The organism is Rhizomicrobium palustre, assembly GCF_011761565.1.
In the GTDB taxonomy this organism is placed as follows: domain Bacteria; phylum Pseudomonadota; class Alphaproteobacteria; order Micropepsales; family Micropepsaceae; genus Rhizomicrobium; species Rhizomicrobium palustre.
Genome location: NZ_JAASRM010000001.1, coordinates 1,677,770 through 1,701,743, shown reverse-complemented (window position 1 = coordinate 1,701,743; position 23,974 = coordinate 1,677,770). Strand labels below are relative to the sequence as shown.

Below are 23,974 nucleotides of genomic sequence, written 5' to 3'. Positions count from 1 at the left end.
GCTTCAATTGTGCAGAGCGCGACATACCCCTCCCCGAAATTCGCAACGCTGCGCGCCGCAAATTTCGACCCTCCCTCACGGGGAGGGTGAAATGTCAGCTTGTCCTCTCTGTTGACCACACGTTCCCTCTCCGTTCTAATCACCCCATGCAGAACGGATGCTCTTGCGAAAATGCGCTTGGCGTGGCGCGCGGGGTTAGCCGCCTTTTGATTCAGGAAGGCTATTCGCCGATCCTGGAATTCACACTCGCCAATGGGCGGCGGCTGGATGTGGCGGCGCTGGGGCCGGATGGCACCATGGTGGGCGTCGAGATCAAGGTCGCGCTCGCCGACCTTAAAGGCGATACCAAATGGCCCGAATATCTTGAGTTCTGCGAGCTCTTCTATTTCGCCATCCCGCCTGATTTTCCCGATGAATATGTCCCGCCGGAAACCGGGCTGATCGTCGCCGACCGCTATGGCGGGGCCATTGTGCGGCCCTCGCCGAAAACGGTGCTGCATCCCTCGCGCCGCAAGGCGGTGACGCTCAGTTTCGCCCGGGTGGCGGCGGAGCGCTTGAGCCAGATTCTGGCGGCCACCCAAACCCTTTAGCTTCACGATGCCGTGAGCTTAGCCCGCCGTTGCGGAAGGCTGCTTATCTATACAAGCACAAATAGCCCTTCGGGCTCAGAACACGATTGAGGGAATGCCTATGCGCCTATTGCCCCGCGCCGTCTCCATGGCGGTGATGACGGCTGCCTTCAGCCTTGCGGCCAATGCCCACAGCATCACCATCGATAGCGGCACGCTTGCGGGCAGCGAGACGGACGGCGTGCAGCGCTTTTTCGGCATTCCTTACGCCGCAGCCCCAGTGGGCGATTTGCGCTGGCAGGCACCACAGCCCGTAAAACCCTGGCAAGGCATTCGTCAGGCCACGGAATTTGGCCCGGTCTGCCGCCAGATCGTGAATTGGATCAAGGAGCCGCAAAGCGAAGACTGCCTGACGCTGAATGTCTGGGCGCCGAAGAAGCCCGGCAAATATCCGGTCATGGTGTGGATTCATGGAGGTGGCTTTTTCGGCGGATCGGGCAGCCAGTGGGGCAAGGAGGGTGGAAACTCCGTCGTGAAGAAGGACGTGATCCTGGTCACCCTCAATTATCGCTTAGGCGTGTTCGGCTTCTTTGCCCATCCCGAACTCTCCGCCGAAGCAGCCGACCACGCCTCGGGCAATCAAGGCCTTCGCGATCAGATCGCGGCCCTCAAATGGGTTCAGAAGAATATCGCAGCCTTTGGCGGCGATCCCGCGCGGGTCACCATCGCAGGCCAATCAGCAGGCGGCGGTTCTGTTTCGCTGCTGACACTCTCCCCGCAGGCTAAAGGCCTCTTCCAGCGCGCGATTGTGGAAAGCGGCGCGGCAGGCGATATGTTCGCGCTTGCCGAAGCCGAAAAGCGCGGCAGCGAATTCCTGCGCCAGCAGAAGCTTGAGCACATCGCGGAGGCGCGCAAAATCGATGCCGACACCCTGATCCATCAGCCCTGGGGCCCGACCGTTCATCTCGATAATTCGGTGCTGCCGGAAAATCCCAGAGCGAGCTACATAGCGGGGCGCTGGAACCATGTGCCCATGCTGCTCGGCTGGAATGCCGATGAAGGCTTCGATTTGGCGGCCGAAACACTCCACACCAATAGCTTCAGCGCCGCCAACCATGCCGCGGTAATCGGCAGCGTCTTCGGCGGCTCGGCGCCAGCCATCATTCTTCAGGCCTATCCCGGCAAGACCGACGCGGACGCGCAAAGCTCAACCTATCGCTTTGTCACCGACATTATGGGCTTTACCCATTATCGCTGGGCCAATTGGCAAGCCCAGACCAAGAGCGAACCGGCTTATCTCTATTTCTTCGTCCATTCACCCGCGGAGCCCAAAACGCCCTGCACCTATGGCTGCAAGGCTGGTCATGGGGCGGAGATCCGCTTTGCCTTCGATCAGCTTTTCCTGGAGCCGCGCGCCTGGACCGCTGACGACCGCAAAGTGGCCGATCAAATGCTCAGCTACTGGACGAACTTCGCCAAGACCGGAAACCCAAACAGCGAAACCACACCAACCTGGAAAGCCTTCGACGGGACACCAGAGACTGTGCTGCGGATTGGCAGTGACGCGGAAGTAAAAGCGCGCGGGAACTTCACCGACTTCCGGCCTTATCTGCAAATGATGCCCTAGCTCAGAGCGGCGCCCAACCTTTAACGCGATGCGCGTGCAAGTAATTTATCGCACGCGCTGCTTGCGATGACGGCCGTTACGCGCCACGCTCTCCCCAAAACATATAGGCAGGGGAGACGTCATCATGTTTCGCAAGCTTTGCGGCTTGGCGCTGTTTGCCGCTCTGGCGGTAAGTGCGGCGGCGCAATCCGCACCCGAAGTGACCATCGATAGCGGCAAGCTGAAGGGCGTGGAGGAAAACGGCATCGTCCGCTTTCTTGGCATTCCTTATGCCGCACCGCCTGTGGGCGAGTTGCGCTGGAAAGCGCCGCAGCCGGTGAAGCCTTGGCTGGGCGTGCGCGATGCCAGCCAATTTGGCCCGGCCTGCTCTCAAACTGCGACCTGGGTGAAAGACTCAAGAAGCGAAGACTGCCTGTTCGTGAACATCACCACGCCAAATGCCAAAAGCAAAAAGCCTTATCCGGTGCTGGTTTGGATTCACGGCGGCGGGCTTACAAGCGGAACCGGAAGCGAGTGGGGCCCACTCGGCGGCAAGGCTCTTACGGAGAAGGGCATGATCCTGGTACGGATCAATTACCGCCTGGGTGTGTTCGGCTTCTTCGCGCATCCCGAGCTTTCCGCGGAATCCCCCGATCATGCTTCGGGCAATCAAGGCTTTCGCGATCAGATCGCGGCCCTTCAATGGGTCAAGCGCAACATCGCGGCCTTTGGCGGTGATCCCAACAACGTCACCATTGCGGGCTGTTCGGCTGGCGGCAGTTCGGTTGCCGCGCTGACCGTTTCCCCCTTGGCCAACGGCCTTTTCCAGCGGGGTATTTCCGAAAGCGGTGTGTCGGGTCCATTGCCGCCACTGGCTGAGGCCGAGAAATTTAACACCGATGCCGCCGCCAAAACCGTGGGCACGTCACGCTTGGCCGATCTGCGCAAGCTCAGCACGGAGGAGCTTCTCAAAAAGGATTGGGTGACGTTCCCCGTCACGGATGGCGTTGTCTTGACGGAGTCGCCGCGCGACAGCTTTGCCAAAGGCCATCAGAACAAGGTCCCGGTGCTTTTGGGATGGAATGCGGATGAAGGTGTAGATCTCGCGGGCGATTTCTTCGGCGCCAAGACGATTACGACTGCCACTTATGAAGCCGGATTGCACAAGCTGTTTGGGCCGCAGATTCCACCGCCGATCCTCGCGCAATATCCCGGCAAGAGTGATGATGAGGCCCAAGCCTCAGCCCAACGCCTGGTCACCGATATGATCGGCTTGCAGCATTTTGGCTGGGCGACAATGCGCGCGAATGCCAAGGCAGACCCGACTTATCTTTATCACTATGTCCACTCGCCGGTGGAACCGCCCAAGGAATCTCCTTGCGGCTATGGCTGCAAGGCCGGGCATGGTGCGGAAATCCGTTTTGCCTATGGTCTTTTATGGCCGGGAGAACGCGATTGGAGTGCGGACGATCTGGCGCTTCAGGCCGAAATGCTCGGCTATTGGACGAATTTCGCCAAAACCGGAAATCCCAATGGCGAACGTCAATCGGACTGGAAGCCGTTCGACGGCACACCGGAAACGGTGAAGCGCCTGGGCAGTGAGGCCGAAATCAAGGAGCGCGGAAATTTCACGGATTTCCGGCCCTATCTCAGCATGCTGCCGCAATAAGCGGGTCGTGCAAGCGGGAAAGCAAAATCACTTTCCCGCTTACGCGATGCGAAACGAGGTGGGTAGGCCTAGCGCGGGGAGCGCTTGGCGAGGATGCGCTGCAGGGTACGGCGGTGCATGTTGAGGCGGCGGGCCGTCTCGGACACGTTATGGCCGCAGAGCTCGTACACGCGCTGGATATGCTCCCAGCGCACGCGGTCTGCCGACATCGGGTTTTCCGGCGGCTTCGGCTTGGAGCCGGGCGCGGCCAGAAGGGCAGCCGTAATGTCGTCCGCATCGGCGGGCTTGGGCAGATAATCGACGGCGCCATATTTCACGGCGGCGACCGCAGTCGCGATATTACCGAAGCCGGTCAAGACCACCACGCGGCAATCGGGGCGAACCGTGTGCAGCGTTTCCACCACATCCAGGCCATTGCCGTCTTCGAGTTTCAGATCACACACGGCATAGGCCGGGGGTGCTTCCTTGGCGCGGGCTTTGCCCTCGGCGACGCCTTCGGCGATCGTCACGATAAATCCGCGTGTTTCCATAGCCCTGGCAAGACGTTCGCGCAGCGGGCGGTCGTCTTCCACGATCAGAAGTGTTTTTTCTTCCATCATTGTTCTTGTTCCTTACTCGTTTCGCAGGTTGTTGAAGACTTTCATTCCTCCTCGCCCCGGGGCGGCTCTTTGTCCCCATCGATCTGGCCTCTCGGCCAAGAGACGCTGACGCGCGCTCCGCCGCCGGGCGGGTTGATTGCTTTGACCGTGCCGCCAGTCTGCTCCAGCAGCGTCTTGGCGATGAAAAATCCGAGCCCCATGCCTTCCTGCTTGCCGATCTTGGCCGCGGGCGGGTTGATCTCGGCAGCGCCCGGTGCGGATTTCGAGGGGCGCGAGGTGGTGTAAGGCTCGCCGATGCGTTCGATGATGTCGGGCGCGAAGCCGGGACCATCATCTTCGACGGAAACTTTCAGGCGCTGGCCATCCCAAGAGACTTCGATACGCACGCGGGTGCGGGCGAAATCGGCGGCGTTCTCGATGATGTTGCCGAGGCCATGCAGCAATTCCGGCGCGCGCCAGACTTGCGGCTGGGGCGCATCGCGGTCGCCGGGGACGGCGGTGATGACGATCTCAAGTTCCTCGTCGCGATATTGATCGGCCATATCGTCGAGCAGGGCGCAGATGGGAAGGCGCGCGGTGCCGCCAAGCATGGGCTCATCCGGGCGGGCGAGCTTCATGATGATCATGCGGCAGCGCTCGGCCTGAGCGCGCAAAAGTCGGGCGTCCTGGGCTTCGGCGGAACCGGCGGGAAGGGTGCGTTCCAGCTCATGGGCGACCACTGCGATGGTGCCAAGCGGCGAGCCAAGTTCATGGGCGGCGGCGGTCGCCAGCGCGCCAATGGTGGAGAGGCGCTGCTCGCGGGCAAGGGCGAGCTGGGTGGCAGCAAGCCCCGCCGACATGCGCGCCGCTTCGGAGGCGATGCGCCAGGCGTAAACCGAGGTGAAGCCGATGCCGAGCACCAGCGAGGCCCACAACCCGGCCTGATAGAGTGCCGGCAGCACCAGCTCACCCGCCCAGGGAAGGGGCTCATGCACCACCGCGATGATCGAGGCAGCCGCGAGCGAGATCGCGCCCAGGATCATGGTGTTGCCGAGATTAAGGGTCGAGGCCGCGATCACCACCGGGGCCACGAACATCATGGCGAAGGGGTTGGAGATGCCACCTGTAAGATAAAGCAGCGCCGCGAGCTGCAACACGTCTATGGCGAGGTAGATGGTGGCTTCGCGGTTGGTCAGGCGATGATGCGGCGGGTAGCGCAGCGCCAGAATGATGTTGAGGGTGGCACTGAAAACCACACAGGTCAGGCAGGCCCAGATCGGCAGATCATATTGGAAGCCGAAATAGACCAGGAAGAGGGCCACGGTCTGCCCGCAGGTCGCCATCCAGCGCAGATTGGTCAGGGTGCGTAAACGAACCCGGCCCCGTATCGCCGAGGCAGGGGCGATCGGAAGCGGGCGCGGGGCCGAAAATCCGCGAGAGTGACCACCGGATTCTTCTTCCGGGATGTCTGAACTAGCCGACTGCGACATGGTTTCCATGCCCTTATCAGCCAGGGGTGCGACCTACTTCGCAATACGTATTGGTCGCAACACTAGGCCTTGTTTTCATGGCCGAATTTTCTTCCGTTACAAGCACGTAAAGAATACGGCCCTGCCCAAATAGTGCGGCAAACAGGCCAAATTGTGTCCTGCGGTGTCACTTGGCCACAATTTTTATCGGGTCATTGCTGTGCTTTTACACGTAACACGCGCTACGCCCGTAAGGTCAAAATCTCAGGTCCCTGAAATCAGAGCGAAAGCGGCGGCAGACCCGCCAAAGCCGCTGCCGCGATCAAGGTGTTGCGCATCAGGCAGATGATGGTCATGGCGCCGACCCCGCCCGGAACCGGGGTGATATGGGCAGCACGCTCGGCGGCTTCGCCATACGCGACATCGCCGACGAGCTTGGATTTTCCGTCCCCCGCATCGACCCGGTTGATGCCGACATCGATCACGGTCGCGCCGGGTTTGACCCAATCCCCACGGACGAATTCCGGCTTGCCGATGGCGGCGACCAGGATATCGGCGCGGCGGCAAACCTCGGCGAGATCCTTGGTGCGCGAATGAGCCATGGTGACAGTGGCATTGGCGGCGAGAAGAAGCTGCGCAGCGGGCTTGCCGAAGAGGAGAGAGCGGCCAATCACCAGCGCCTCCATCCCGGCAATCGAGCCAATCGTCTCCTTAAGCAGCATCATCACGCCCATCGGCGTGCAGGAGACCAGATGTGCGCGACCCGAAAGCAGGAGCCCGGCATTATAGGGGGTGAGCGCATCCACATCCTTGGCCGGATCAAGCGTGTCGAGCACGGCTTCCTCGCGAATATGCTTAGGAAGGGGCATCTGCACCAGAATACCGTGCACGCTAGGATCAGCGTTCAGCGCTTTGACCAGCGCGAGCAGCTCGGCCTCGCTGACATCAGCGGGAAGATGATGATGGACGGATTTGAAGCCGAGGCTCTCGGCGGTCTTGTTCTTGTTGCGAACATAGACTTCCGAGGCCGGATCATTGCCGACCAGGATCGTAGCAAGGCCCGGGACCAAGCCATGCTCAGCCTTCAGCCTGGCCGCTTCGGCAGCAATGGAGGCTTTGAGTTTGGCAGCATGAGCTTTGCCATCAATGATCGATGCTTTGGAATTTTGGGCGGTCATAGGGCCTCCAACCGGGCGCGCAAGTTTTCGCCCCTAGCTTCAATGCGTTTGAGGCGCGCGGTGGCGCCCGCAACAATTTCTATCGCCGATTTCGGCACGCCCAAGGTCTTGGCAAGGAGCTGCACCAACGCGGCATTGGCTTTGCCATCCTCGGGCACGGCGCGCACCCGCGCTTTCACATGACGGCTGCCGTCGGAAGCGGTTTCCCAGCCCTCCACCGCGTCGCGCCCGCCTTTGGGCGTGAGCCGGACATGGAAGGTGACGGTTTCATCCATCAGGGAAACGTCAGTAGGCCAGGAAGTGGAAGGCCAGCCAGATCACCAGCTTCTGCAGGAAGACGATGCCAAGGAAGACCACGATGGGCGACAGATCGAGGCCACCCATGGTGGGGATCACCTTGCGCACCGCGCGGAACACCGGCTCGGTCAGAATATCGAGGAAGCGCATAATGCTGCGCACGATATTGTTGTGGTAATTCACCACGTTAAAGGCGAGCAGCCAGCTCATGATCACCGCCGCCAGGACGACCCAGGAATAGAGGTCCAAAAGGGTGACGATCAGCCAGACAAAAGGATTGTTCAGGGGGCCGTACATATGCGCGCTCCACGAGGTGCTGACGACCTAACCTGTTCGCCGCCCGCCCGCAAGACAGGACACGGGCCAAGGGCGAAAGAGCGGTTCACGAAATGGTAGGGGGCACGAAATGGACAGGGGGGGCTTGCCAAGCCGTAGCCCGCAAAGCGGGCGAAGGCTGGTGGAGCTGAGCGGAATCGAACCGCTGGCCTCCTCATTGCGAACGAGGCGCTCTCCCAACTGAGCTACAGCCCCTTGCCAAGGGTTCCTGCCCGATTGGGTATTTGGGGCAGGGGCGCGTATGTAGGGAAGCTGGCTTTCCTCTGTCAAGCCAGGATCGCACAACGCATTGCCGCTGGAGCTATTTTTTCTGCCACACCCCCGGATTTTCGCGGAAATCCGCAAAGCGCCGGGTCAGCGCCCGCCGGCATAGCGCACCCGCCAGACGGTGCGGCCCTGGTCATCGGCGATCAGGAGCGAGCCGTCACGGTCCACCAAGAGCCCGGCGGGGCGGCCATAGACCACTGGCGGCGACTCGCCCTTCAGCCAGAAACCAGTGGCGAAATTTTCGTACCCCCGCTCGGGCCTGCCATCCTTGAAGCGCACCCGCACCACCTTGAAGCCGGTCGGCTTGCCGGAATTCCAGGAGCCGTGCAGCGCGATGAAGGCATCGCCGCGATAGTCCTTGGGAAAGGCCTGGCCGTCATAGAAGACGAGCCCCAGAGCGGTGGAATGGGCGGGAAAGAGCACATCCGGGGTTTTGGTTTTGGCGACAAGATCGGGCCGCTTGGCGCCGAAATCAGGATCGGGGTGAGGCCCGGCATAGGCATAAGGCCAGCCGAGGAAATCACCCGCCTTGAGGCTGGTGAAAAAATCCGGCGGCAAGCCATCGCCATAACCATCGCGCTCATTGGCGGTGACATAAAGATCATCCGTGCCGGGATAAAACGCGATGCCGACGGGATTTCGAAGCCCCGCGGCAAATGTTTTCATATGCCCATCGGGCGAGACCTTCTGCACGGTTGCTTGCGGCGGCTTTTCCTCGGCGACGTTATTGGCGCTGCCGATGGCGATGTAGAGCGCACCTTGAGAGTCAAACGCGATGTCGCGGGTAATGTGATAGCTGCGGGTGCCGAAACTATCCTTGGTAACGCGCGTGCGGGCTTTGGTTTTCAGATCGATCCGCCACACCGCATCGAGATCGCCGACATAAAGCGCGCCGTTCCGCACCGCGAGGCCATGGGGATAATGAAATCCCGCCGCGAAGGGATAGGCCTTGCCGCCTTTTAGGAGCGTGATCTTGTCGGCGCGGGATTGCGCGAGGAACACGCCGTCCGGCCCCAGCGCCATGAAGCGCGGATTATCAAGGCCGCTAATATAAGGCTCGATGACAAAGCCTTTGGGCACTTTCGGCATCACCCCATTGGGGCGCGGCACCATATTGCCGCCATTGTCTTTGGCGGGCGTTGCAAAAGGCCTGGGCAGTTTATGTGCATCCACAACAAATCGCTGGCCCGGCAGATCTTCCGCCAAACCCTGGCCCGCAAACATCACCGCCCCCAGAAGAAGGGCTTTTTTCATCTGCCGCTGTACCGCACGCGCCAGATGGTCTTGCCTGCGTCATCGGCGATGAGAAGGCTGCCATCTTTGTCGACCACAAGCCCCGCCGGTCGGCCCCAGACTTCCGCAGGCTCACCACCCTTGGCCCAGAAACCGGTGACGAAATTCTCATAAGCGTTTTCGGGTTTGCCATTGGCAAACTTCACCCGCACCACCTTGTAGCCGGTGGGCTTGCCTGCGTTCCAGGAGCCATGCAGGGCGACAAAGGCATTGCCTTTGTACTCCGCCGGAAATTGGCTGCCTTCATAAAACGCCAGCGCCAAGGGCGCGGAATGGGGCTGGAACAAAACCTCCGGCGTTTTGGTTTTGGCGACAAGCTCGGGACGTTTGCTGCCGTAATCTGGATCGGGATGCTTGCCGATATAGGCATAAGGCCAACCGAGAAAATCGCCTTGTTTCAAGCTTGAAAGATAATCGGGCGGCAGGCCATCGCCCAAGCCATCGCGTTCATTCACCGTGGCATAGAGCGTGTTCGAGCCCGGATAGATCGCGATGCCGACGGGATTGCGGGTGCCGGTGGCGAAGGGTTTTAAATGCCCGTCCTTACCGACCACCTGCACGGAGGCACGCGGCGCATTCTCCTCAGCCACATTGGAGGCGCTGCCGATGGCGAGATAGAGCGTTCCATCCGGCCCGAACGTGATATCGCGCGTGGTGTGGCCGCTATTGCCGCCGAAACTATCCTTGGTGATCCGCGTCTTGGCTTTGGTTTTCAGATCGATACGCCAGACCGCATCAAGATCGCCGATATAGAGCGCGCCCTGATGCACCGCGATGCCGCTGGGGCGGTTGAAGCCCTCGAGAAAAGTGGCGGGCTTACCATTTGTGATCACCGTCACCTTGTTGGCGCCGGATTCGGTGAGAAAGATTTCCCCAGCAGGCCCCAGCGCCATGAAGCGCGGATTGGAGAGGCCGGTAACATAGGGCTCCACCGAAAACCCCTTGGGAACTTGCGGCAGGGCCCCGGCCGGGCGGGGGATCACTTGGGAATTATTGGCCACACCGGGGGTGGCGTAAGGGGCGGGAAGGCTCGCGGGGGAAATCGAAAAGCGCTGCCCCGGCGCATCGGCTGAAAACGCCGGAACCCCAACAATCGCGGTGGCGGCAAGGCTTACGCGGAGGAATTTGGCCTTAAATCCTAAGATCATCGCAGGTCCCACCTCATCTTCATCTTGAGTTTACCAAGTCGCGCTAAAGCCTAAAGGAGGAACACTGTGTCATGCGCAAAGCTCTCTTCCTTTTGATGCTCCTTTCCCTGGCGTTGCCGGCCCAAAAAGCTTGGGCATCGGAAGGCGGCGAGAAATCTCACGCCAGCGAGTCCAAGAAGGATGACGCGAAGGAAGAGAAGTCGGGCGAGAAAAAAGACGAGAAGAAAAAGCCCGCGACACACAAGATCACGCAGTCTGAAAGCTATGTGATGCTGGAGCCCTTCTATGCCTCGATCATGGATGGCTCACGTCCGCAGGGGCTTTTGATGGTCGGCATCGGGCTCGACATTCCCAACGCGCAATTGCGCGAGCGGGTGAACACCGAAATGCCCCGCCTGCGCGATGCCTATGTGCGCAGCCTGATGGCTTTCGCCGCGATCAATACGCGTGCTTATCGTCAGCCGGAAGTCACGGATTTGGCGGACAAACTCCAGGCGGTGACCGACCGCTACCTCGCCGCGAAGGGCGCCAAGGTGCTTCTCGCCCAGGTGATGATCCGGCTCAATAAATAACCGGGGCTCCGTCATGGCGGCATCGCCGGGTTCTGCCATAATGGCGGCCCGTTCCTGTTGCATGCCCACCTTCCGGCTTTAGGACACATCCATGACCCTGCTTCTCGCGGCCCTTTCGGCTGGCCTCAGCGGCATTGCGATATTCGCCTCGATGGGACTTGGCGGCGCGGTAACAACTTCACCTGGGTTTTCCTGGGTATTGGCCCTTCTCGCCCCTGTTCCCGTGCTGTGGTTTGCCTTTCGTGGCGAGAGCCGGGGCTGGCTCGCGGCGCTGGCGGCCTTTATCGCTTCGGCCATCGGCACGGCGAATATTCTTTCTGCCTATGCCGGCACCCTGCCCGCCATCGTGCTTGTCATGGCGATCCTCACCCCGGCACTGGGCTTTACGGCGGCGGTTGCAGGCGCGCGCTATGTGGCCCGCCGTGTCGCCCCTATTTCCGGGATCATCGCCTTCGCGGCGATTTGGACGGCTGCCGATTATCTCTTGAGCCAGGGTCCGAACGGCGCGGCCTCCTCCCCCGCCTATAGCCAGATCGAGATGCCTTGGATGATCCAGGGCGCCTCCGTGTTCGGCCTCTGGGCGATCACCGCGGTGATGGGCCTTTTCTCCGCTGCGCTGGCCATGGGAATTGCCCGCCGCGCGCAAAGCTTCGCCCTCCTCGCGCTGGCGGTGCTGGCGCTCAATCTTGGCTATGGCCATATCCGCATGGCGAACGCGCCCAAGACCGAGAGTGTGCGCGTGGGCCTTGCTGCTGATGACAGCCTGGTCCGCACCGGCCTGAAGGATGACGAGAAAAGTGCGCTTACAGTCGTCAAAGCCTATGCTCAAGCCGGAAAAGCGCTGGCGTCCCAAAACGCCAATCTGATCATCTTCCCGGAAAAGATCTTTGTCTTGCGCCCGGCCTGGAAAGGCGCGGTCAATGCCGAGTTCGAGACCCTGGCCCATATGAGCCATGCCATGGTGGTGGCGGGCGCCGATGAACGCGGCGAGGCCCGCAAGAACAGCGCCCTCGTCTATTTCTCCAATGGCATGGCGCCGGAAAGCTATGTCAAACGGCACCTCGTGCCGGGGCTGGAAAGCACCTTCGTGCCCGGCGCGCAGAGCTATATGACCGGCGAGCGCACCGGCATCGCCATCTGCAAGGATATGGATTTCCCCGAGATGCTGCGCGGCGACGCGCTTCTGGGACCCAATCTTTATGCCGTGCCCGCCTGGGATTTCGACCGCGATGCGATCTGGCATGCGCGGCTGGCCATCCTACGCGGGGTGGAAAACGGTTTTGCCGTCGCCCGTTCCGCCAATGATGGGCTTTTGACCTTGAGCGATGCCTATGGCCGCGTTCTGGCGGTCGACAGCACCGCGAAGGGCGGCATGGTGCTTTTGCGCGGCGACCTTCCGCGCGGGCCCGGCAAAACACTTTACGGCCAGATCGGCGACAGCCTTGCGTATCTTGCCCTGGCGTTGTCATTGCTTCTGTTGGCGGTGGCGGTTTTCGCAAAGCCCCGGCCGGAGAAGATTTGATGGGCGATATGCTGATCGAGGCGAGGAACCTGCGGCTCACCGCTGGGCGTCTCGTTATCCTGGAAGACGTTTCGCTTGTCCTCCATGCGGGCGAGATCGTCACCCTGATCGGGCCGAATGGCTCAGGCAAGACCAGCCTTTTAAAAGCGCTACTGGGTTTGATGCGCGTTTCGAGCGGCGAGGTAATCCGCAAGCCCGGGCTTTCCATCGGCTATGTGCCGCAGCAATTCGCCCCCGACCTGTCGCTGCCCATCACCGTCAACCGCTTCCTGGACCTCTTCGCCGATAGAGCGGCGCGCGAGAAAGCCTTGCGCCGCGTCGGTATCGATGAGGCCACCGGCCAGCGCCAGGTTTCGGCCCTTTCAGGCGGTGAGCTTGCCCGGGTGATGCTGGCGCGGGCCATCGCCGCCAAGCCAGATCTTCTGGTGCTGGATGAGCCTTTGACCGGCGTCGATGTGGCTGGCGAAGCCGCGCTTTATCAGTTGATCGCGGAACTGCGCGACGAGCTTCAATGCGGCATTCTTCTGGTCAGCCATGATCTTCATATCGTGATGGCCAAATCGGATCGCGTGATCTGCCTCAACCACCATGTCTGCTGCGAAGGCGATGCGCATAGCGTGGTGCAGGACCCCGCCTTTATCGAGCTGTTCGGCGCCCGCGGGGCCTTCGCCGTCTATCCACATCACCACGATCATAGCCATGACCACTAGCTTCCTCTTCGATGGATTCTTATGGCGCGCCGCGCTGGGGGCAGGGCTTCTGGCGGCAGCCTCAGGCCCGGTGGGCTGCTTCATCCTGTGGCGGCGTATGGCCTATGTCGGGGAATCGGTTGCCCATATGGGGCTTCTGGGCGCCGCGGTCGGGTTGTTGATCGGGGTCAACGCGCTTTGGGGCACAGCGGCTTTGGCGGTCATCGCCGCCCTGGTCATGTCACGCGCCAGCGACCGCACCATTCCGGCCGGGACCTTTGTCGGCATCATCGGCCATATGGGTCTGGCGCTGGGCTTCATTGTGCTCTCGCTGATGGAAACCGTGCGCGCGGATCTCTTGGGCTATCTCTTTGGCGATGTCTTGGCCCTCACCGAAAAAGACATCTTTGGCATCGCGGCGGCGGGGATCGCTGTCCTGCTCGCCATGGCGGTTCTCTGGAAGCCCCTGCTGCGCAGCGCGGTGGGCGGTGCCATCGCGGCGGCGGAAGGCAAATCGAGCCCCCTCACCCAGACGGCGTTTCTTATTCTCACTGCACTTCTGGTCGCCTTCGGATTGAAAGTTGTCGGCGCGCTTTTGATCGTGGCGCTGCTGCTCATTCCGCCGGCCGCGGCAAGGCCTTTGGCGCGCACGCCGGAAGCCATGGCGCTGTGGGCGACGGCGATTGGCGCGGTCTCGGCCCCGCTTGGACTTGCCGCCGCCTATGCCGCCGATGCGCCCGCCGGTCCCTCCATTGTGCTTGCCGCAGGCGCGCTTTTCGCGTTGACCCATGTGGCGGCTGCCCTATCGCGGCGCTAGCGGCGCAAACGTTAAGCTAAGACACGGAATCCCTCTTCCGCTTTGAAAAAATAGGCGCGATAAATCAATTGGATCGGTGCGCGGGCGCCGGGGGATGTAATGCTTTTTCGTGACAGAAGACTGGCTGTTTGGGTCTCGCCGCTGGTCACCTTGCTCCTTACCCTGATCATTCTGGGTGCGGATGTGGGTGACATGGCCTCGCGCCTGCGTGGAAGCCTGTTCGACAGTTTCATGCGGTTAAGCCCCCGCCTCTATGAAGACACCGCCGTCAAAGGTCATCCCGTGCGGGTGCTGGATGTCGATCCGGCGGCAGCGGGGCAATTCGGCGCTTGGCCTTGGCCGCATGCGGCGCTGGCAGGTGTAGTCGACAGTTTGAAGCGCCACGGCGCCTCGGTGGTGGTGCTGGTGGGACGGGTGGACCGCCCCGACCCGCTCTCGCCGCGCAATCTCTTGGCCATGGTGCCTCCCGGCCCGAATTATGATCCGGCGCGCCAGGCCCTCAGCCAGCTCCCCTCACCCGATACCGCCCTGGTCACGGCGCTTTCCGGGGTGAAATCCGTCACTGGCCTTGCTCTTGGCGGCAGCGTTACCCCGGTCAAGGTGAAAGCCGAGATCGGCTGGGCGGGCGGGCGCTCCGCAGTGTTGAGCCTGAAAGATCAGCTTGGCGCGGAAGGTTCCCTGCCTGAGATCGAGACGGCCAGTGCCGGTCTTGGCGGCTTGAAGCTGATCGCCGATCCCGATGGGCAGGTGCGGCGCATGCCGCTGGTGTTCCGCGCGAATGGCAAGGCCGTGCCCTCGCTGGAAGCTGAGGTGCTGCGCCTGATCGAAGACAAGCCGCAACTGATGCTGAAAGCCGATGACGGCGATAGCGGGCTGTTCGGCGGCGCCCCGGGCGTGATGGCGCTTGAAACCGCAGGCGCAACCCTTCCCACCGCCGCCGATGGCTCCATCTGGCTGCGCTATAGCGGGGCCAATGCGGCGCGGATGCTTTCGGCCTCTGCCCTTCTTGCGGATCGTCTGCCGCCGGACGCGGTGAAAGACGCCATCGTTTACATCGGCGATCCCACGGAAACGGTGACGACACCCGGTGGCCCGCGCAAAGTGGCGGAGGTGCATGCCGAAGCCCTGGAAAACCTGCTTCTGGGCACAGTGTCGCGCCGCCCCGCCGCTGCGGCGCAAGGCGAGCTGGCGGTGCTGCTGCTCCTCGGGCTGGGACTTATCTTCGTCATAGGGCGGCTGGGGGTCACGGCTGGAGCGGGCGTTCTGGTGGTGCTGACGGCGGCAACGGGCTATGGCGCTTATCGCATCTATGCCAGCGAGCATGTGCTGTTCGATGCGCTGGGCATGAACCTCGCTTTGTGGCTGGTCTGGATCAGCGCCGCGGCAGCTCGCGGTTTCGAGATGTGGCGGACCAAAAGAGCGCTCAAGCGCGCCTTCACCGATGTGCTGCCCAAGCGGGTGATCAACATCATCGCGCGCCAGCCCGAGCCCATGAAAATGGAAGGTGAGACCCGCACCGTCACCTATCTTTCCTGCGGCGTGCGTGGCTTTTCCGAGCTTGCCTCCTCTTTCCGGGGCGATCCGGCGGCTTTCACCAAGCTGATCCAACGCGTGCTCGATCCCTTGATGGCCCAGGCGCTGGAGCATGAAGGCGCCATCGCCAAGCTGACCCCCGATGGCTTTGCCGCCTTCTGGAATGCACCTTTGGACGATCCCGAACATGCCGTGCATGCCTGCGAGGCGGCGATGGGCATGATGGAAGCCATCGCCCAAACCAATGAGATCATCATCCATGAGCGGCGCATCGATGGCGTCGCGCTGGATCCGGTGGAAATCGGCGTCGGCATCTCGAGCGGCCCGGCGATCGCGGGCGGCTTCGATGTGCATGGCCGCAAGGTCTATTCGGTGAACGGCGATTGCGCCGTGATGGCGAGCCGCATCCAGGCGCTGTCGTCGAGCTATGGCCCGGCGGTGATCGTCAGCGAAGAGACGCGCAAACTTGCCGAGCGCGGTTTCGCTTTCCTGGAAGTCGATTATATCGCGCTGGAGTATCAGGAAGACCCGGTGAAGCTCTACGCCATGCTGGGCAACCCGGTGATGCGGGCAAGCCCGAAATTCCGCGCGCTGGCTACCTTCCACGACCACATCTTCCAATCCTTGCGCGATCAGCAATGGCATAAGGCGCGCGAGCTGATCGCCCAGTGCAGGAAGCTCTCCGGCGCCAGCCAGAAGCTCTATGACCTGCACCTAAGCCGCATCGCCTATTTCAAGGAACACCCGCCCGGCCCCGATTGGGACGGCGCCTTCCGCCAGATTCTGCAATAAGGGCCCCAAAGCCGCAGCGCCTGCCCGGATAATTTTCCAGCGGTGGAAAAGACTTGCGCGATCCGACTAGCACCCCGGGAGGCAATTGCGCGCCCGGGGTGGTTCGGCTATAGCTGCCCGTCTGCCGTCTCAAGGCAGGTCCCGGCCTGCACCCGTAGCTCAGCTGGATAGAGTGTCGCCCTCCGAAGGCGAAGGTCACAGGTTCGAATCCTGTCGGGTGCGCCAGATTCTCTCAGAGATGCAAAATCCGGGCTTTGCCAGCGGGACCTCTTGGAGGCCGCGACTGGCCATCAGCTATCCTGCAAATAGTACGGCCTGCCGTCGGCGAGATACCCATCTGCACAGGCAATCAGTTCCGGAGAGATCTTAAGGCGGGTGAAGGCGCGCACCTCGGCCAAGCGCATATTGCCGTCGCAGACAGGTCCCAGCCTTGCGTCGTAGACCACCTGCCCCGTCACGGCGATATCAGCCGCCGTCACACCCAGCGCAACAACAAGACGGCCCTGCTGATAGCGTATGTACAGATGGCGTCCATCTTGGAGCTTGCCCAGCCAAAGGGCGGGGAATTCGAGATTGGTTTTGACGATCTCGGCGACATCAAGCCCGCGCAGTTGACGATCCAGATATGGAAGCGCGGCGCGAACGTATCCCCACCCGCGCCAAAAACGTCTCAGCCAATGGAGCTCATTTGCGTCGGGGGGAAGCTGATCGCCAGGCATAGATTTCTCCTCTATCACCCAGCACTTCCATGCCTTGGTCAGAACCCTGTCGATGTTTTGTCGAGATTTTATTGAGCGCGCGGAGGCTTACAAAAGCCTCATGTTGGAATGCGCAGCCTTGTTCAAAGCGCTCCAACAGGCGCGATATGTTCATCAAACTTCGCGCCAAACCGTGCGCCGGATTCAGCGCTGACGTGGATCGATATGCCACTGGCGTTTGCGGCCGAGATCGGCAATCGGGCCTGGTGGGCGTTTGGCGACGGTGGCGTTGCCGAGTAGGTCGGGGCCAATCGCGCCTGACACAGGCATAAGCGGCAGAGATTGTTTCGCTGCGATCGAGAGAGTCAGATTTTCACTATCAAAACGGATGGTGAGATCAGCCATCACAGAAGTCTTGTCCCAACCGCGGCCGCGCCAGGCGTTCCAATCAAGAAAACGCAGCGCGGCGCCTTCGCCAAAGCCCTGGAACTGAGGCGGCAAGCCGGAATAGAGATTGCCCTCGGCCTTGTTCTCGGGCGCGAGAAAGACAATCCCTGCGCGGCCGCAATCAGCGAAGATGTTGTTCGTGACGCTGTTGCCCACGCCGGTGCCGCTGTTTTTGCGGTCGGGACGGCTGATGGCGAAAATGCCCGCATTCTCGCAGCGCCCGATCAGATTTTGCGTGATGAGAAGATTGTCGCTGGCGTTGTCGAAAATCCCGGAGCCTGCACATCCGCGCTGCCCAGGCGTGCCTGGCTCGGCATTTCGCACATCCCAGATGATATTGTTGTCGATGGTGTTGGGTTCGCGGTTCATCTCCATATGCAGCGCCGCCGAAACCGTGACGACATCGGCGAAGATATTGCTCGTGATCCGGCAATTGGTATTACCGAAATCCCACCAGGCGGCATTGCCATGGCGGATATGGCGCACCACATTGCGGCGGAAGAGCATGTTCCGTGCACGGTGGAATTTGGCGCCTGCCGCTTCCCAGCCGCGCTCGGCATCGGCAAAGCCGCACCATTCGATGAGATTATCCTCGATCAAGGTGTCGGTTGTGCCCATACCGCCGATGCCCTCCACGCCGCAAAAGCGGATGGTGTTACGGCGCAGGATGTGAGACGCCCCGGCTTTTGCCGTACCCGCGCTATTGCCGTCAAAGCCAATGGAAAGCCCCATACCATTGGCCCATTCGATCGTGTTGTCTTCGAAAATCCAGTGATCGCCGCCGGCAAAAGAGATCATTCCGAATTGCGGATAGGGATAGGCGTTCCCGGCATGTTGAAAGGTGAGCCCCTTGACGCGGATAAACCCCAAGCCGCTTTTTTGCGGCAGAAGCGTGTTCTGACGCGTGGTGATTTCAATGTGGTGCTCGGCGGGCGTGCCGGAGGCGAGACGCACATAAAGCGCCGTGCCGGCGTAATCGGTCCAGAAGCGCGCCTCGGGCACCCCGCCGATTTCCTGCATCAAAGGTCCGCCGCGCCGCCGCGCGGGTAATCCGTTTTGCGGCTCAGGGGCCTTCGTGAAATCAGGCACCGGCGGCAGGCTGGGCATTGCGAGCTCGCGCAGCTGCTCCATCGGCTCCAAGGGTTTGCCATCGGCGAAGACAAGGCCCCTGCGGCGCAGATAGGGCCCCATATCGGTGGTTTTGGGATCAAGCCATTCCCATTGCCCCATGATTGAGGGCAAAGCGAAGGGGTTATAGCCATCAGGAAAGAGCGCGCCCGAAAGCGCATGCCGCCACACGGTAACCTCTGGCCCTGGCGCGTTCGCAGCGCCCGGGAAGCGAAAGGCGAAGGAGACTTTCTCCTCCGTCCAGCCATCCCGCAGCACATCGGAGCCTTTGAGGATGACCTGCGCGCCGGGCGCGGCTTCGTAAGAGATCATCGCATCAGGCCCCGTGCCGCCGCGCGCAGGGCGGAGGCATTCGCGGTAAATCCCCGCCGCGATCACCACCCGCTCGCCCGGTTGCAGCACCTCGGCCGCCTTGGCGATGCTGCGAAACGGGCGCGCCTGATCGCCAGGGCCATGATCGTCGGCGGCGGGCGAGGTGTTGTCGACGTAATAGGTTTTGGTGAAATGCAGCTTCTGTTCCCAGCGGGGAAAACCCTTGCCGTCGGGGAGGCGCATCTCGCGCGATTGAGCCGCCAAACTTGGCTCTGAGGAAATGCGGGCCGCAACCAAGGCCGCTGCCCCGCCCTCCAGAAAGCGGCGGCGATGGATCTGGCTGTTTGGTAGGAACCGCATCTTTTCGCCCCGGCTTGGCGCGGGAACGCTAATGGCGTGACGGCGCAGGCAAAAGCCCGACCAAAGTCAGGCGCCAGGCGCGGTCAAATCCAGGTGATAGAACTGGTTATATTCCGTCGCCGGATAATCGGCGAATTTCTCGCCTTTCGCGAAGCCGCGGCTTTCATAGAGCGCGATGGCGGCGGTAAAATCGTCCCCCACCCCGGTCTCTAAGCTGAGGCGGCGATATCCCCGCGCCGTCGCAGCTTCGACGATGTGATCGAGCAACTTGCCCGCCACGCCCCGGCGCAGAAAATCGGGATGGGTGCGCATGGATTTGATTTCGCCTAGCCCGTCGCCCAAATCCCGCAAGGCCGCTATGCCCGCGATCTTCTCGCCTTCCCAGGCCGACCACAGCGTAATCCCGGGCTTCTTCAGCCCCTCCAAATCGAGGGCGAAAACATGCTCGGGCGGCGTGTTCTCATGCATATGGCTGTAGTGATAGGTGAGAAGATCGCGCGTCTCTGCGCGGCTCAGATCATCGCGGGCAATCACAAGGCTCATGGGCGGCTCCTTACGTTCCATATGCCGAGCGCGCCGCCAAAAGAAAAGGGGCGCCGTTTCCAGCGCCCCGATCTTGATCTTTTCAGCCCTGCTTATTGCAGCTTGGCCGAGAGGGTGATGCCGTAGGTCGCCGGTTCGTTGAGAATGGCGGCGTCGTAATTCTCGATCACGCCCTTGAGGTTCTTATTGTTGGTGATGTTGCGGCCATAGAAGGCGACTTCATAGGCATCGGTGGAATAGCCGATCTTGGCGCCGCCTTCGAAATTACCGTTCGAATTGAACTCCTTGGAGCGGTAGAGCACGAAGTTGGTGTAGCCCTGCAGGTTCCAATCGGTCGCCACAAAGAGATTGCCGCCGAGCGAAGACACCGGCAGGTCGTAACGGGCCGAGAAGTTGAGGTTATATTCCGGCGCGTTCGGCAGCGGGTTGCCGTCGATCTTGGCGAAATAGGTGGTGCCGGTGCCCGAGCCCTTGGTGAAATAGGGATTGAGCGGGGTGAGCGTCAGGGCGCCCGCGAAGCTGCCCATCTGCGCGAAGGCGGTGGAATCCTTGATCTCGGTGTGCAGCAGCGACAGGCCTGCCGTCAGCGAGAGGTTTTCGATCGGCAACCAATCGAGTTGGGCTTCGAGGCCATAAGCTTCCGCCTTCTTGGCATTGAAGAAGACGCCATTGCCGTTGGAATCGTTGGCGTTGAGCTGAATGTCGTCCACCGTATAGGTGAAGCCCGAGAGGTTGAAGCGCAGAGTGTTGGAGAGCTGGGTTTTCATGCCCGCTTCCCAAGAGAGGATGGTCTCCGAATTCGCCATAGTGAAGGGCGAGTTGAACACCGCCGAACGGCCCTGAATGGTCGGGCCGCGGAAGCCGGTCGCAACGCGGGCATAAAGGCTGACATCATCGCTCAGCGTATAAAGCGCGCTGATATCCCAGCTCGGCTTGGTGGATTCGAGCACCGGGTTGCGGTTCGCCGTCGCCGGGAAGGTGACCACGCCCGCCGCCGTATTCGCGGTCTTCAGGAGCAGCGTGTCCTTCTTGTCGTTGGTGACACGCACGCCGCCGGTGAGCGTCAAATCCGGCAGCACTTCATAGCTCGCCTGACCGAACAGCGCCCAGGAGGTGTTGGCATCGCGCAAACGCACCCAATTGTTCGGGTTGTTGGCGGGCGGGGTCAGGAAGAAGGCGCGCTGATAGAATTCGGTGATGTCGTGCTGATCGAAGTAAAGACCGCCGACCTGCCATTTGAACTTGCCTTCATTGGCGCTGGCCAAACGCAGCTCTTCCGACCACTGGCCGAGCGCGCGAACGCGGCCCATGGATTCGCCAAAGCCCATATTGCCGAAATCCGCCGCAGCGCCGCCATCGGTATCGCCACGGCTCTGGCCGTTGGTCGATTCATAGCCGGTGATCGAAGTCAGCGTCACGCCGCCGAAATCATAGGCGATGTTCTCGGAGATGCCGTAGGTGTTGTAGCCTTGCGGGTTATTGGCGGCTTCGTCCCAGCGCGCCTTGTTCCAATGCTCGCCATCGACATTATGCGAGCCGAGCTTGATCGCGCCGCGGCGGAAGACGCTCGCCGGGCCGTCATACCAGCGCCCATGCATTGAAGTCAGCATGGTGAGGCTGTCGGTGGGCGTGAAGAGAAGCTGCACGCGCAGATCGCGTTCGTTATAGCCGCCGGTGGCGTTCTTCTGGCCGGTTACAGTGCCGTCGGCGCTGGGGCCCGAATAGGTGTTGTCGATATAATCGGCGCGGCTCTGATAAAGGCCGGAGACGCGGATTGCGAGCTTGCCCGGCACAATGGGGCCGCCGATACCGGCGTCGAGATCGACGGTGTTATAAGCGCCATAGCTCGCCGAAGCGCGCGCCTGCAATGTCTGGCTCGGGCGGATGCTGTCGAATTTGATGATGCCCGCGGTGGTGTTGCGGCCGAAGAGCGAGCCTTGCGGGCCGCGGAAAACTTCGATCTGGCCGACGTCGAAAATCGGTGTCGATTTCAGGACCACATGCTCCATGACGATGTCGTCCTGGATGATCGAGACCGGCTGGGAGGCACCGAGATAGAAGTCCACATTGCCGAGGCCGCGAATATAGAAGCGCGGGAAAATGCGGCCCGTAGTGGATTCGATATAAAGATCAGGGACCTTGCCGGAGAGCGCGAGCAGCGTGTCATCGCCCGAGGCGGTGAAGGTGTCGAGCGCTTCGCTATTGAGCACGGAGACGGAGACCGGAACACTTTGCTGGTTTTCGGAACGGCGCTCTGCCGTAACCACGACTTGTTCGAGACCCGCATCCTTGATCTGCGCGACTGCAGGCATGGACGACAGAATCGCAACCCCAGCCACGCCGAGAAGAAGGCGGCGCGTGTTGATCCCCGTAAAATTCATCTTTGACACCCTGTTTAGTTGACTCGTGGAGACGCAAAACCGCACGCGGCCGCGAAGGCATAGCCTTCGTCCGTTTCATCCCTATCGCGGCAGTTGCCCCTCTGGCCGGATTACTATGCGGGGTTCATGTCTGATCAGTGACAATCGCGATTGCGCCACATCGCCTCTGCGTATTTGCGGGAAGTATCGCAAATTTATCGCAGTGCAGCTTACCTGACGTATGCGGAGTATTTATTTTTCCCAATCTATGCGACAGGCTCGCTGCAGAGATCGCCCATCGCCTATTTTCCATGCTCGGGGATTTGGGAAATCGGGCATGGCGCGGCGGATACATTTACTTGTCGCGTTCATCGCCTTCATGGCCGCCCTGGTGCTGCAGGCCCCGGGACATGTGCCCTATGACGGTATTGTGGTGTGGCATGAGGCGGAGACGGGCAAGCTCTATGCCCAGCATCCCGCAGCTTTGGTGCTGATCTGGCGGCTCTGCGAATATCTGGTCAAAGGCCCCCTCCTTTTCACCGCGCTGCAATTGGCGACGCTGTTTTTGGCTGCCGCGCTGATCGTTGAGAAAACCGCCGCCCCGCTTAGCCGCGCCATCATCCTTTATGGGGCGCTGGTGATCTTCCCGCCCTTTCTGGCGACCTCTGGCGTGACGGTAAAAGATGTTTTCGGCGCACATCTGGCCCTCTTCGCCTTCGCCCTGGCGCTGCATGCAAAGACACGCACGCTTTGGGTTGCTGCTTTCGCCGCGGCGTGTCTTGCCTTTCTGATGCGCTATCAGCTTGGGCTGATGCTGGCTGTGCTGGGCTTTTTCCTTTGGCGCCAGAAGGTGGACCGCGCCTCGCATATCGTGGCCGCGATTTGCGGCGTCGCGCTTGTGTTTGTCGGCGTTCGTCTTGGCGTGATGACGCTTTTTGTGCAGAGCGGCCCCAGCGATATCGAGCAATCGCTGCGCAAGGTGGCGGTGTTTGATATCGCGGGCATCAGCGTCCGCCGGCCGGAGGCCGATCTCAGCGCCCTTGCGCCGAAGGACGCGGGGCTGAAAGCGATGATCGCGCGCGATTACAGCCCGGTGCGGGTCGACACTTTATGGCAGGGCCAAAAAGGTGGCGGCACCATTACCGCGCAAAGCGGCGTTTTCGGGCTTTTGTGGCAGGTGCCGGACCACACCATCTTCGCGACCTGGAAGCTTCTTCTTCTGCAATATCCCGGCGGATTTCTCGCCCATCGCAATCAGGCTTTCGCGCGGGTTTTGGGCTTTGGCGATCTTTATCAATGCCGCCCCATCACGGCGGGAATTTCCTGGCTGCCAAAGGTGGAGGCTGCCGCAGTGGGTGCCAAGGCTTTCGCAAATCCGCCCGTCACCGCGGTTTTGACCAGCCGGATTTTTCCCGCCGGGCTTTTCCTGCGTGCTTTTCTTTATGTGATGGTCCTGGCCGGGATCGCCTTGTGGCGGCCCTCGCCCGAAATTACCGCACTTTGCCTCTTCGCCCTCGCCTATGAAGCGAGCTTCTATCTCCTGCCCCAGGCCTGTGAGGTGCGCTATTCCTATCCTGTCATGCTCAGCGCTACTGCGGCGCTATGGCTCACCCTGGCACGGCACGTGACGCGGGAAGTGGAGCAGGGCGGACGGCGAAAGCTTCGTAATCCCCTGTATTTATAATATAATTGGTCTAAAAAATACGTCGCGGATGGGGCGAAAGCTCGCGGATGTCTGGTTTAATGCTTGGCCGCGGGGCATGATTGGCCCTATAGCGATTTGCACCCTAG

20 protein-coding genes and 2 tRNA genes are annotated in these 23,974 nt (G+C 61.2%); 10 read left to right on the top strand and 12 right to left on the bottom strand.

All coding sequences use genetic code 11. The features are described 5' to 3' along the window. Positions 1 to 146: 146 nt before the first annotated feature. The 3 genes from FHS83_RS07780 (at position 147) to FHS83_RS07770 (ending at position 3,844) form a co-directional block, all read left to right on the top strand. Complete coding sequence (locus FHS83_RS07780) at positions 147 to 590, top strand: MmcB family DNA repair protein (protein WP_167082426.1); 444 nt, start codon at positions 147 to 149, stop codon at positions 588 to 590. 100 nt (positions 591 to 690) lie between these two features. Further along, positions 691 to 2,196, top strand: a complete 1,506-nt coding sequence (locus FHS83_RS07775; RefSeq protein ID WP_167082425.1) for a carboxylesterase/lipase family protein — start codon at positions 691 to 693, stop codon at positions 2,194 to 2,196. A gap of 124 nt (positions 2,197 to 2,320) precedes the next feature. Then, positions 2,321 to 3,844 (top strand): carboxylesterase/lipase family protein, encoded by a 1,524-nt coding sequence (locus FHS83_RS07770; protein ID WP_167082424.1) that lies wholly within the window; start codon positions 2,321 to 2,323, stop codon positions 3,842 to 3,844. 68 nt (positions 3,845 to 3,912) lie between these two features. Here the strand turns inward: FHS83_RS07770 and FHS83_RS07765 are convergent, their stop codons facing one another. The 8 genes from FHS83_RS07765 to FHS83_RS07730 all read right to left on the bottom strand — a co-directional run bounded on the left by FHS83_RS07765 (position 3,913) and on the right by FHS83_RS07730 (position 10,410). After that, complete coding sequence (locus FHS83_RS07765; protein ID WP_167082423.1) at positions 3,913 to 4,443, bottom strand: ActR/PrrA/RegA family redox response regulator transcription factor; 531 nt, start codon at positions 4,441 to 4,443, stop codon at positions 3,913 to 3,915. A gap of 41 nt (positions 4,444 to 4,484) precedes the next feature. Then, positions 4,485 to 5,912 carry an ActS/PrrB/RegB family redox-sensitive histidine kinase gene (locus FHS83_RS07760; protein ID WP_167082422.1) on the bottom strand — a complete coding sequence of 476 codons (1,428 nt, stop codon included), beginning with the start codon at positions 5,910 to 5,912 and terminating at the stop codon, positions 4,485 to 4,487. 257 nt (positions 5,913 to 6,169) lie between these two features. Continuing rightward, entirely contained in the window at positions 6,170 to 7,069 is a 900-nt protein-coding gene (folD, locus tag FHS83_RS07755; protein ID WP_167082421.1) for a bifunctional methylenetetrahydrofolate dehydrogenase/methenyltetrahydrofolate cyclohydrolase FolD, read from the bottom strand. Continuing rightward, entirely contained in the window at positions 7,066 to 7,344 is a 279-nt protein-coding gene (locus tag FHS83_RS07750) for a DUF167 family protein (RefSeq protein WP_167082420.1), read from the bottom strand. Before FHS83_RS07750 ends, folD begins: the two co-directional genes overlap by 4 nt. A 10-nt stretch (positions 7,345 to 7,354) precedes the next feature. Next, on the bottom strand, positions 7,355 to 7,663 hold the full coding sequence (locus FHS83_RS07745) for a YggT family protein (protein ID WP_167082419.1): 309 nt from the start codon (positions 7,661 to 7,663) through the stop codon (positions 7,355 to 7,357). A gap of 158 nt (positions 7,664 to 7,821) precedes the next feature. Further along, positions 7,822 to 7,897, bottom strand: a tRNA-Ala gene (locus FHS83_RS07740). A 159-nt stretch (positions 7,898 to 8,056) separates the two neighbouring features. Further along, positions 8,057 to 9,223, bottom strand: coding sequence for a PQQ-dependent sugar dehydrogenase (locus tag FHS83_RS07735; RefSeq protein WP_167082418.1), 1,167 nt, complete (start codon positions 9,221 to 9,223; stop codon positions 8,057 to 8,059). Beyond that, a complete protein-coding gene (locus tag FHS83_RS07730) occupies positions 9,220 to 10,410 on the bottom strand; it encodes a PQQ-dependent sugar dehydrogenase (RefSeq protein WP_167082417.1) in 1,191 nt (396 codons plus the stop codon). Before FHS83_RS07730 ends, FHS83_RS07735 begins: the two co-directional genes overlap by 4 nt. Before the next feature lie 71 nt (positions 10,411 to 10,481). On the opposite strand from FHS83_RS07730, the gene FHS83_RS07725 reads away from it, so the two are divergent. The 6 genes from FHS83_RS07725 to FHS83_RS07700 all read left to right on the top strand — a co-directional run bounded on the left by FHS83_RS07725 (position 10,482) and on the right by FHS83_RS07700 (position 16,560). Continuing rightward, positions 10,482 to 10,982, top strand: coding sequence for a flagellar basal body-associated FliL family protein (locus FHS83_RS07725; RefSeq protein ID WP_167082416.1), 501 nt, complete (start codon positions 10,482 to 10,484; stop codon positions 10,980 to 10,982). A gap of 91 nt (positions 10,983 to 11,073) precedes the next feature. After that, entirely contained in the window at positions 11,074 to 12,504 is a 1,431-nt protein-coding gene (locus FHS83_RS07720) for a nitrilase-related carbon-nitrogen hydrolase (protein ID WP_167082415.1), read from the top strand. Beyond that, positions 12,504 to 13,214, top strand: coding sequence for a metal ABC transporter ATP-binding protein (locus tag FHS83_RS07715; RefSeq protein WP_167082414.1), 711 nt, complete (start codon positions 12,504 to 12,506; stop codon positions 13,212 to 13,214). Before FHS83_RS07720 ends, FHS83_RS07715 begins: the two co-directional genes overlap by 1 nt. Further along, positions 13,204 to 14,010: a metal ABC transporter permease gene (locus tag FHS83_RS07710; protein ID WP_167082413.1), complete on the top strand. Its 807-nt coding sequence runs from the start codon at positions 13,204 to 13,206 to the stop codon at positions 14,008 to 14,010. The genes FHS83_RS07715 and FHS83_RS07710 overlap by 11 nt, the downstream gene beginning before the upstream one ends. 99 nt (positions 14,011 to 14,109) lie before the next feature. After that, the gene (locus FHS83_RS07705; RefSeq protein WP_167082412.1) at positions 14,110 to 16,335 is read left to right on the top strand and encodes a CHASE2 domain-containing protein; all 2,226 of its coding nucleotides are present in this window, start codon (positions 14,110 to 14,112) and stop codon (positions 16,333 to 16,335) included. A 148-nt stretch (positions 16,336 to 16,483) separates the two neighbouring features. Next, positions 16,484 to 16,560: transfer RNA gene (locus tag FHS83_RS07700), tRNA-Arg, on the top strand. A gap of 65 nt (positions 16,561 to 16,625) precedes the next feature. Here FHS83_RS07700 and FHS83_RS07695 read toward each other — a convergent pair. From FHS83_RS07695 to FHS83_RS07680, 4 genes are all read right to left on the bottom strand, one after another. After that, entirely contained in the window at positions 16,626 to 17,054 is a 429-nt protein-coding gene (locus FHS83_RS07695; RefSeq protein ID WP_167082411.1) for a hypothetical protein, read from the bottom strand. Between the two features lie 183 nt (positions 17,055 to 17,237). Beyond that, positions 17,238 to 19,280 carry a right-handed parallel beta-helix repeat-containing protein gene (locus FHS83_RS07690; RefSeq protein WP_167082410.1) on the bottom strand — a complete coding sequence of 681 codons (2,043 nt, stop codon included), beginning with the start codon at positions 19,278 to 19,280 and terminating at the stop codon, positions 17,238 to 17,240. Positions 19,281 to 19,346: 66 nt separating this feature from the next. Then, on the bottom strand, positions 19,347 to 19,823 hold the full coding sequence (locus FHS83_RS07685) for a GNAT family N-acetyltransferase (protein ID WP_167082409.1): 477 nt from the start codon (positions 19,821 to 19,823) through the stop codon (positions 19,347 to 19,349). Between the two features lie 92 nt (positions 19,824 to 19,915). Continuing rightward, positions 19,916 to 22,204 carry a TonB-dependent receptor gene (locus FHS83_RS07680; protein ID WP_167082408.1) on the bottom strand — a complete coding sequence of 763 codons (2,289 nt, stop codon included), beginning with the start codon at positions 22,202 to 22,204 and terminating at the stop codon, positions 19,916 to 19,918. A 316-nt stretch (positions 22,205 to 22,520) separates the two neighbouring features. On the opposite strand from FHS83_RS07680, the gene FHS83_RS07675 reads away from it, so the two are divergent. After that, on the top strand, positions 22,521 to 23,867 hold the full coding sequence (locus FHS83_RS07675; RefSeq protein ID WP_167082407.1) for a hypothetical protein: 1,347 nt from the start codon (positions 22,521 to 22,523) through the stop codon (positions 23,865 to 23,867). Positions 23,868 to 23,974 lie beyond the last annotated feature (107 nt).

Bases quoted from the DNA above. Each gene is read 5' to 3' on its own strand.
- FHS83_RS07780 (WP_167082426.1), top strand. From the start codon at position 147: ATGCAGAACGGATGCTCTTGCGAAAATGCGCTTGGCGTGGCGCGCGGG.
- FHS83_RS07775 (WP_167082425.1), top strand. From the start codon at position 691: ATGCGCCTATTGCCCCGCGCCGTCTCCATGGCGGTGATGACGGCTGCC.
- FHS83_RS07770 (WP_167082424.1), top strand. From the start codon at position 2,321: ATGTTTCGCAAGCTTTGCGGCTTGGCGCTGTTTGCCGCTCTGGCGGTA.
- FHS83_RS07765 (WP_167082423.1), bottom strand. From the start codon at position 4,443: ATGATGGAAGAAAAAACACTTCTGATCGTGGAAGACGACCGCCCGCTG.
- FHS83_RS07760 (WP_167082422.1), bottom strand. From the start codon at position 5,912: ATGTCGCAGTCGGCTAGTTCAGACATCCCGGAAGAAGAATCCGGTGGT.
- folD (WP_167082421.1), bottom strand. From the start codon at position 7,069: ATGACCGCCCAAAATTCCAAAGCATCGATCATTGATGGCAAAGCTCAT.
- FHS83_RS07750 (WP_167082420.1), bottom strand. From the start codon at position 7,344: ATGGATGAAACCGTCACCTTCCATGTCCGGCTCACGCCCAAAGGCGGG.
- FHS83_RS07745 (WP_167082419.1), bottom strand. From the start codon at position 7,663: ATGTACGGCCCCCTGAACAATCCTTTTGTCTGGCTGATCGTCACCCTT.
- FHS83_RS07735 (WP_167082418.1), bottom strand. From the start codon at position 9,223: ATGAAAAAAGCCCTTCTTCTGGGGGCGGTGATGTTTGCGGGCCAGGGT.
- FHS83_RS07730 (WP_167082417.1), bottom strand. From the start codon at position 10,410: ATGATCTTAGGATTTAAGGCCAAATTCCTCCGCGTAAGCCTTGCCGCC.
- FHS83_RS07725 (WP_167082416.1), top strand. From the start codon at position 10,482: ATGCGCAAAGCTCTCTTCCTTTTGATGCTCCTTTCCCTGGCGTTGCCG.
- FHS83_RS07720 (WP_167082415.1), top strand. From the start codon at position 11,074: ATGACCCTGCTTCTCGCGGCCCTTTCGGCTGGCCTCAGCGGCATTGCG.
- FHS83_RS07715 (WP_167082414.1), top strand. From the start codon at position 12,504: ATGGGCGATATGCTGATCGAGGCGAGGAACCTGCGGCTCACCGCTGGG.
- FHS83_RS07710 (WP_167082413.1), top strand. From the start codon at position 13,204: ATGACCACTAGCTTCCTCTTCGATGGATTCTTATGGCGCGCCGCGCTG.
- FHS83_RS07705 (WP_167082412.1), top strand. From the start codon at position 14,110: ATGCTTTTTCGTGACAGAAGACTGGCTGTTTGGGTCTCGCCGCTGGTC.
- FHS83_RS07695 (WP_167082411.1), bottom strand. From the start codon at position 17,054: ATGCCTGGCGATCAGCTTCCCCCCGACGCAAATGAGCTCCATTGGCTG.
- FHS83_RS07690 (WP_167082410.1), bottom strand. From the start codon at position 19,280: ATGCGGTTCCTACCAAACAGCCAGATCCATCGCCGCCGCTTTCTGGAG.
- FHS83_RS07685 (WP_167082409.1), bottom strand. From the start codon at position 19,823: ATGAGCCTTGTGATTGCCCGCGATGATCTGAGCCGCGCAGAGACGCGC.
- FHS83_RS07680 (WP_167082408.1), bottom strand. From the start codon at position 22,204: ATGAATTTTACGGGGATCAACACGCGCCGCCTTCTTCTCGGCGTGGCT.
- FHS83_RS07675 (WP_167082407.1), top strand. From the start codon at position 22,521: ATGGCGCGGCGGATACATTTACTTGTCGCGTTCATCGCCTTCATGGCC.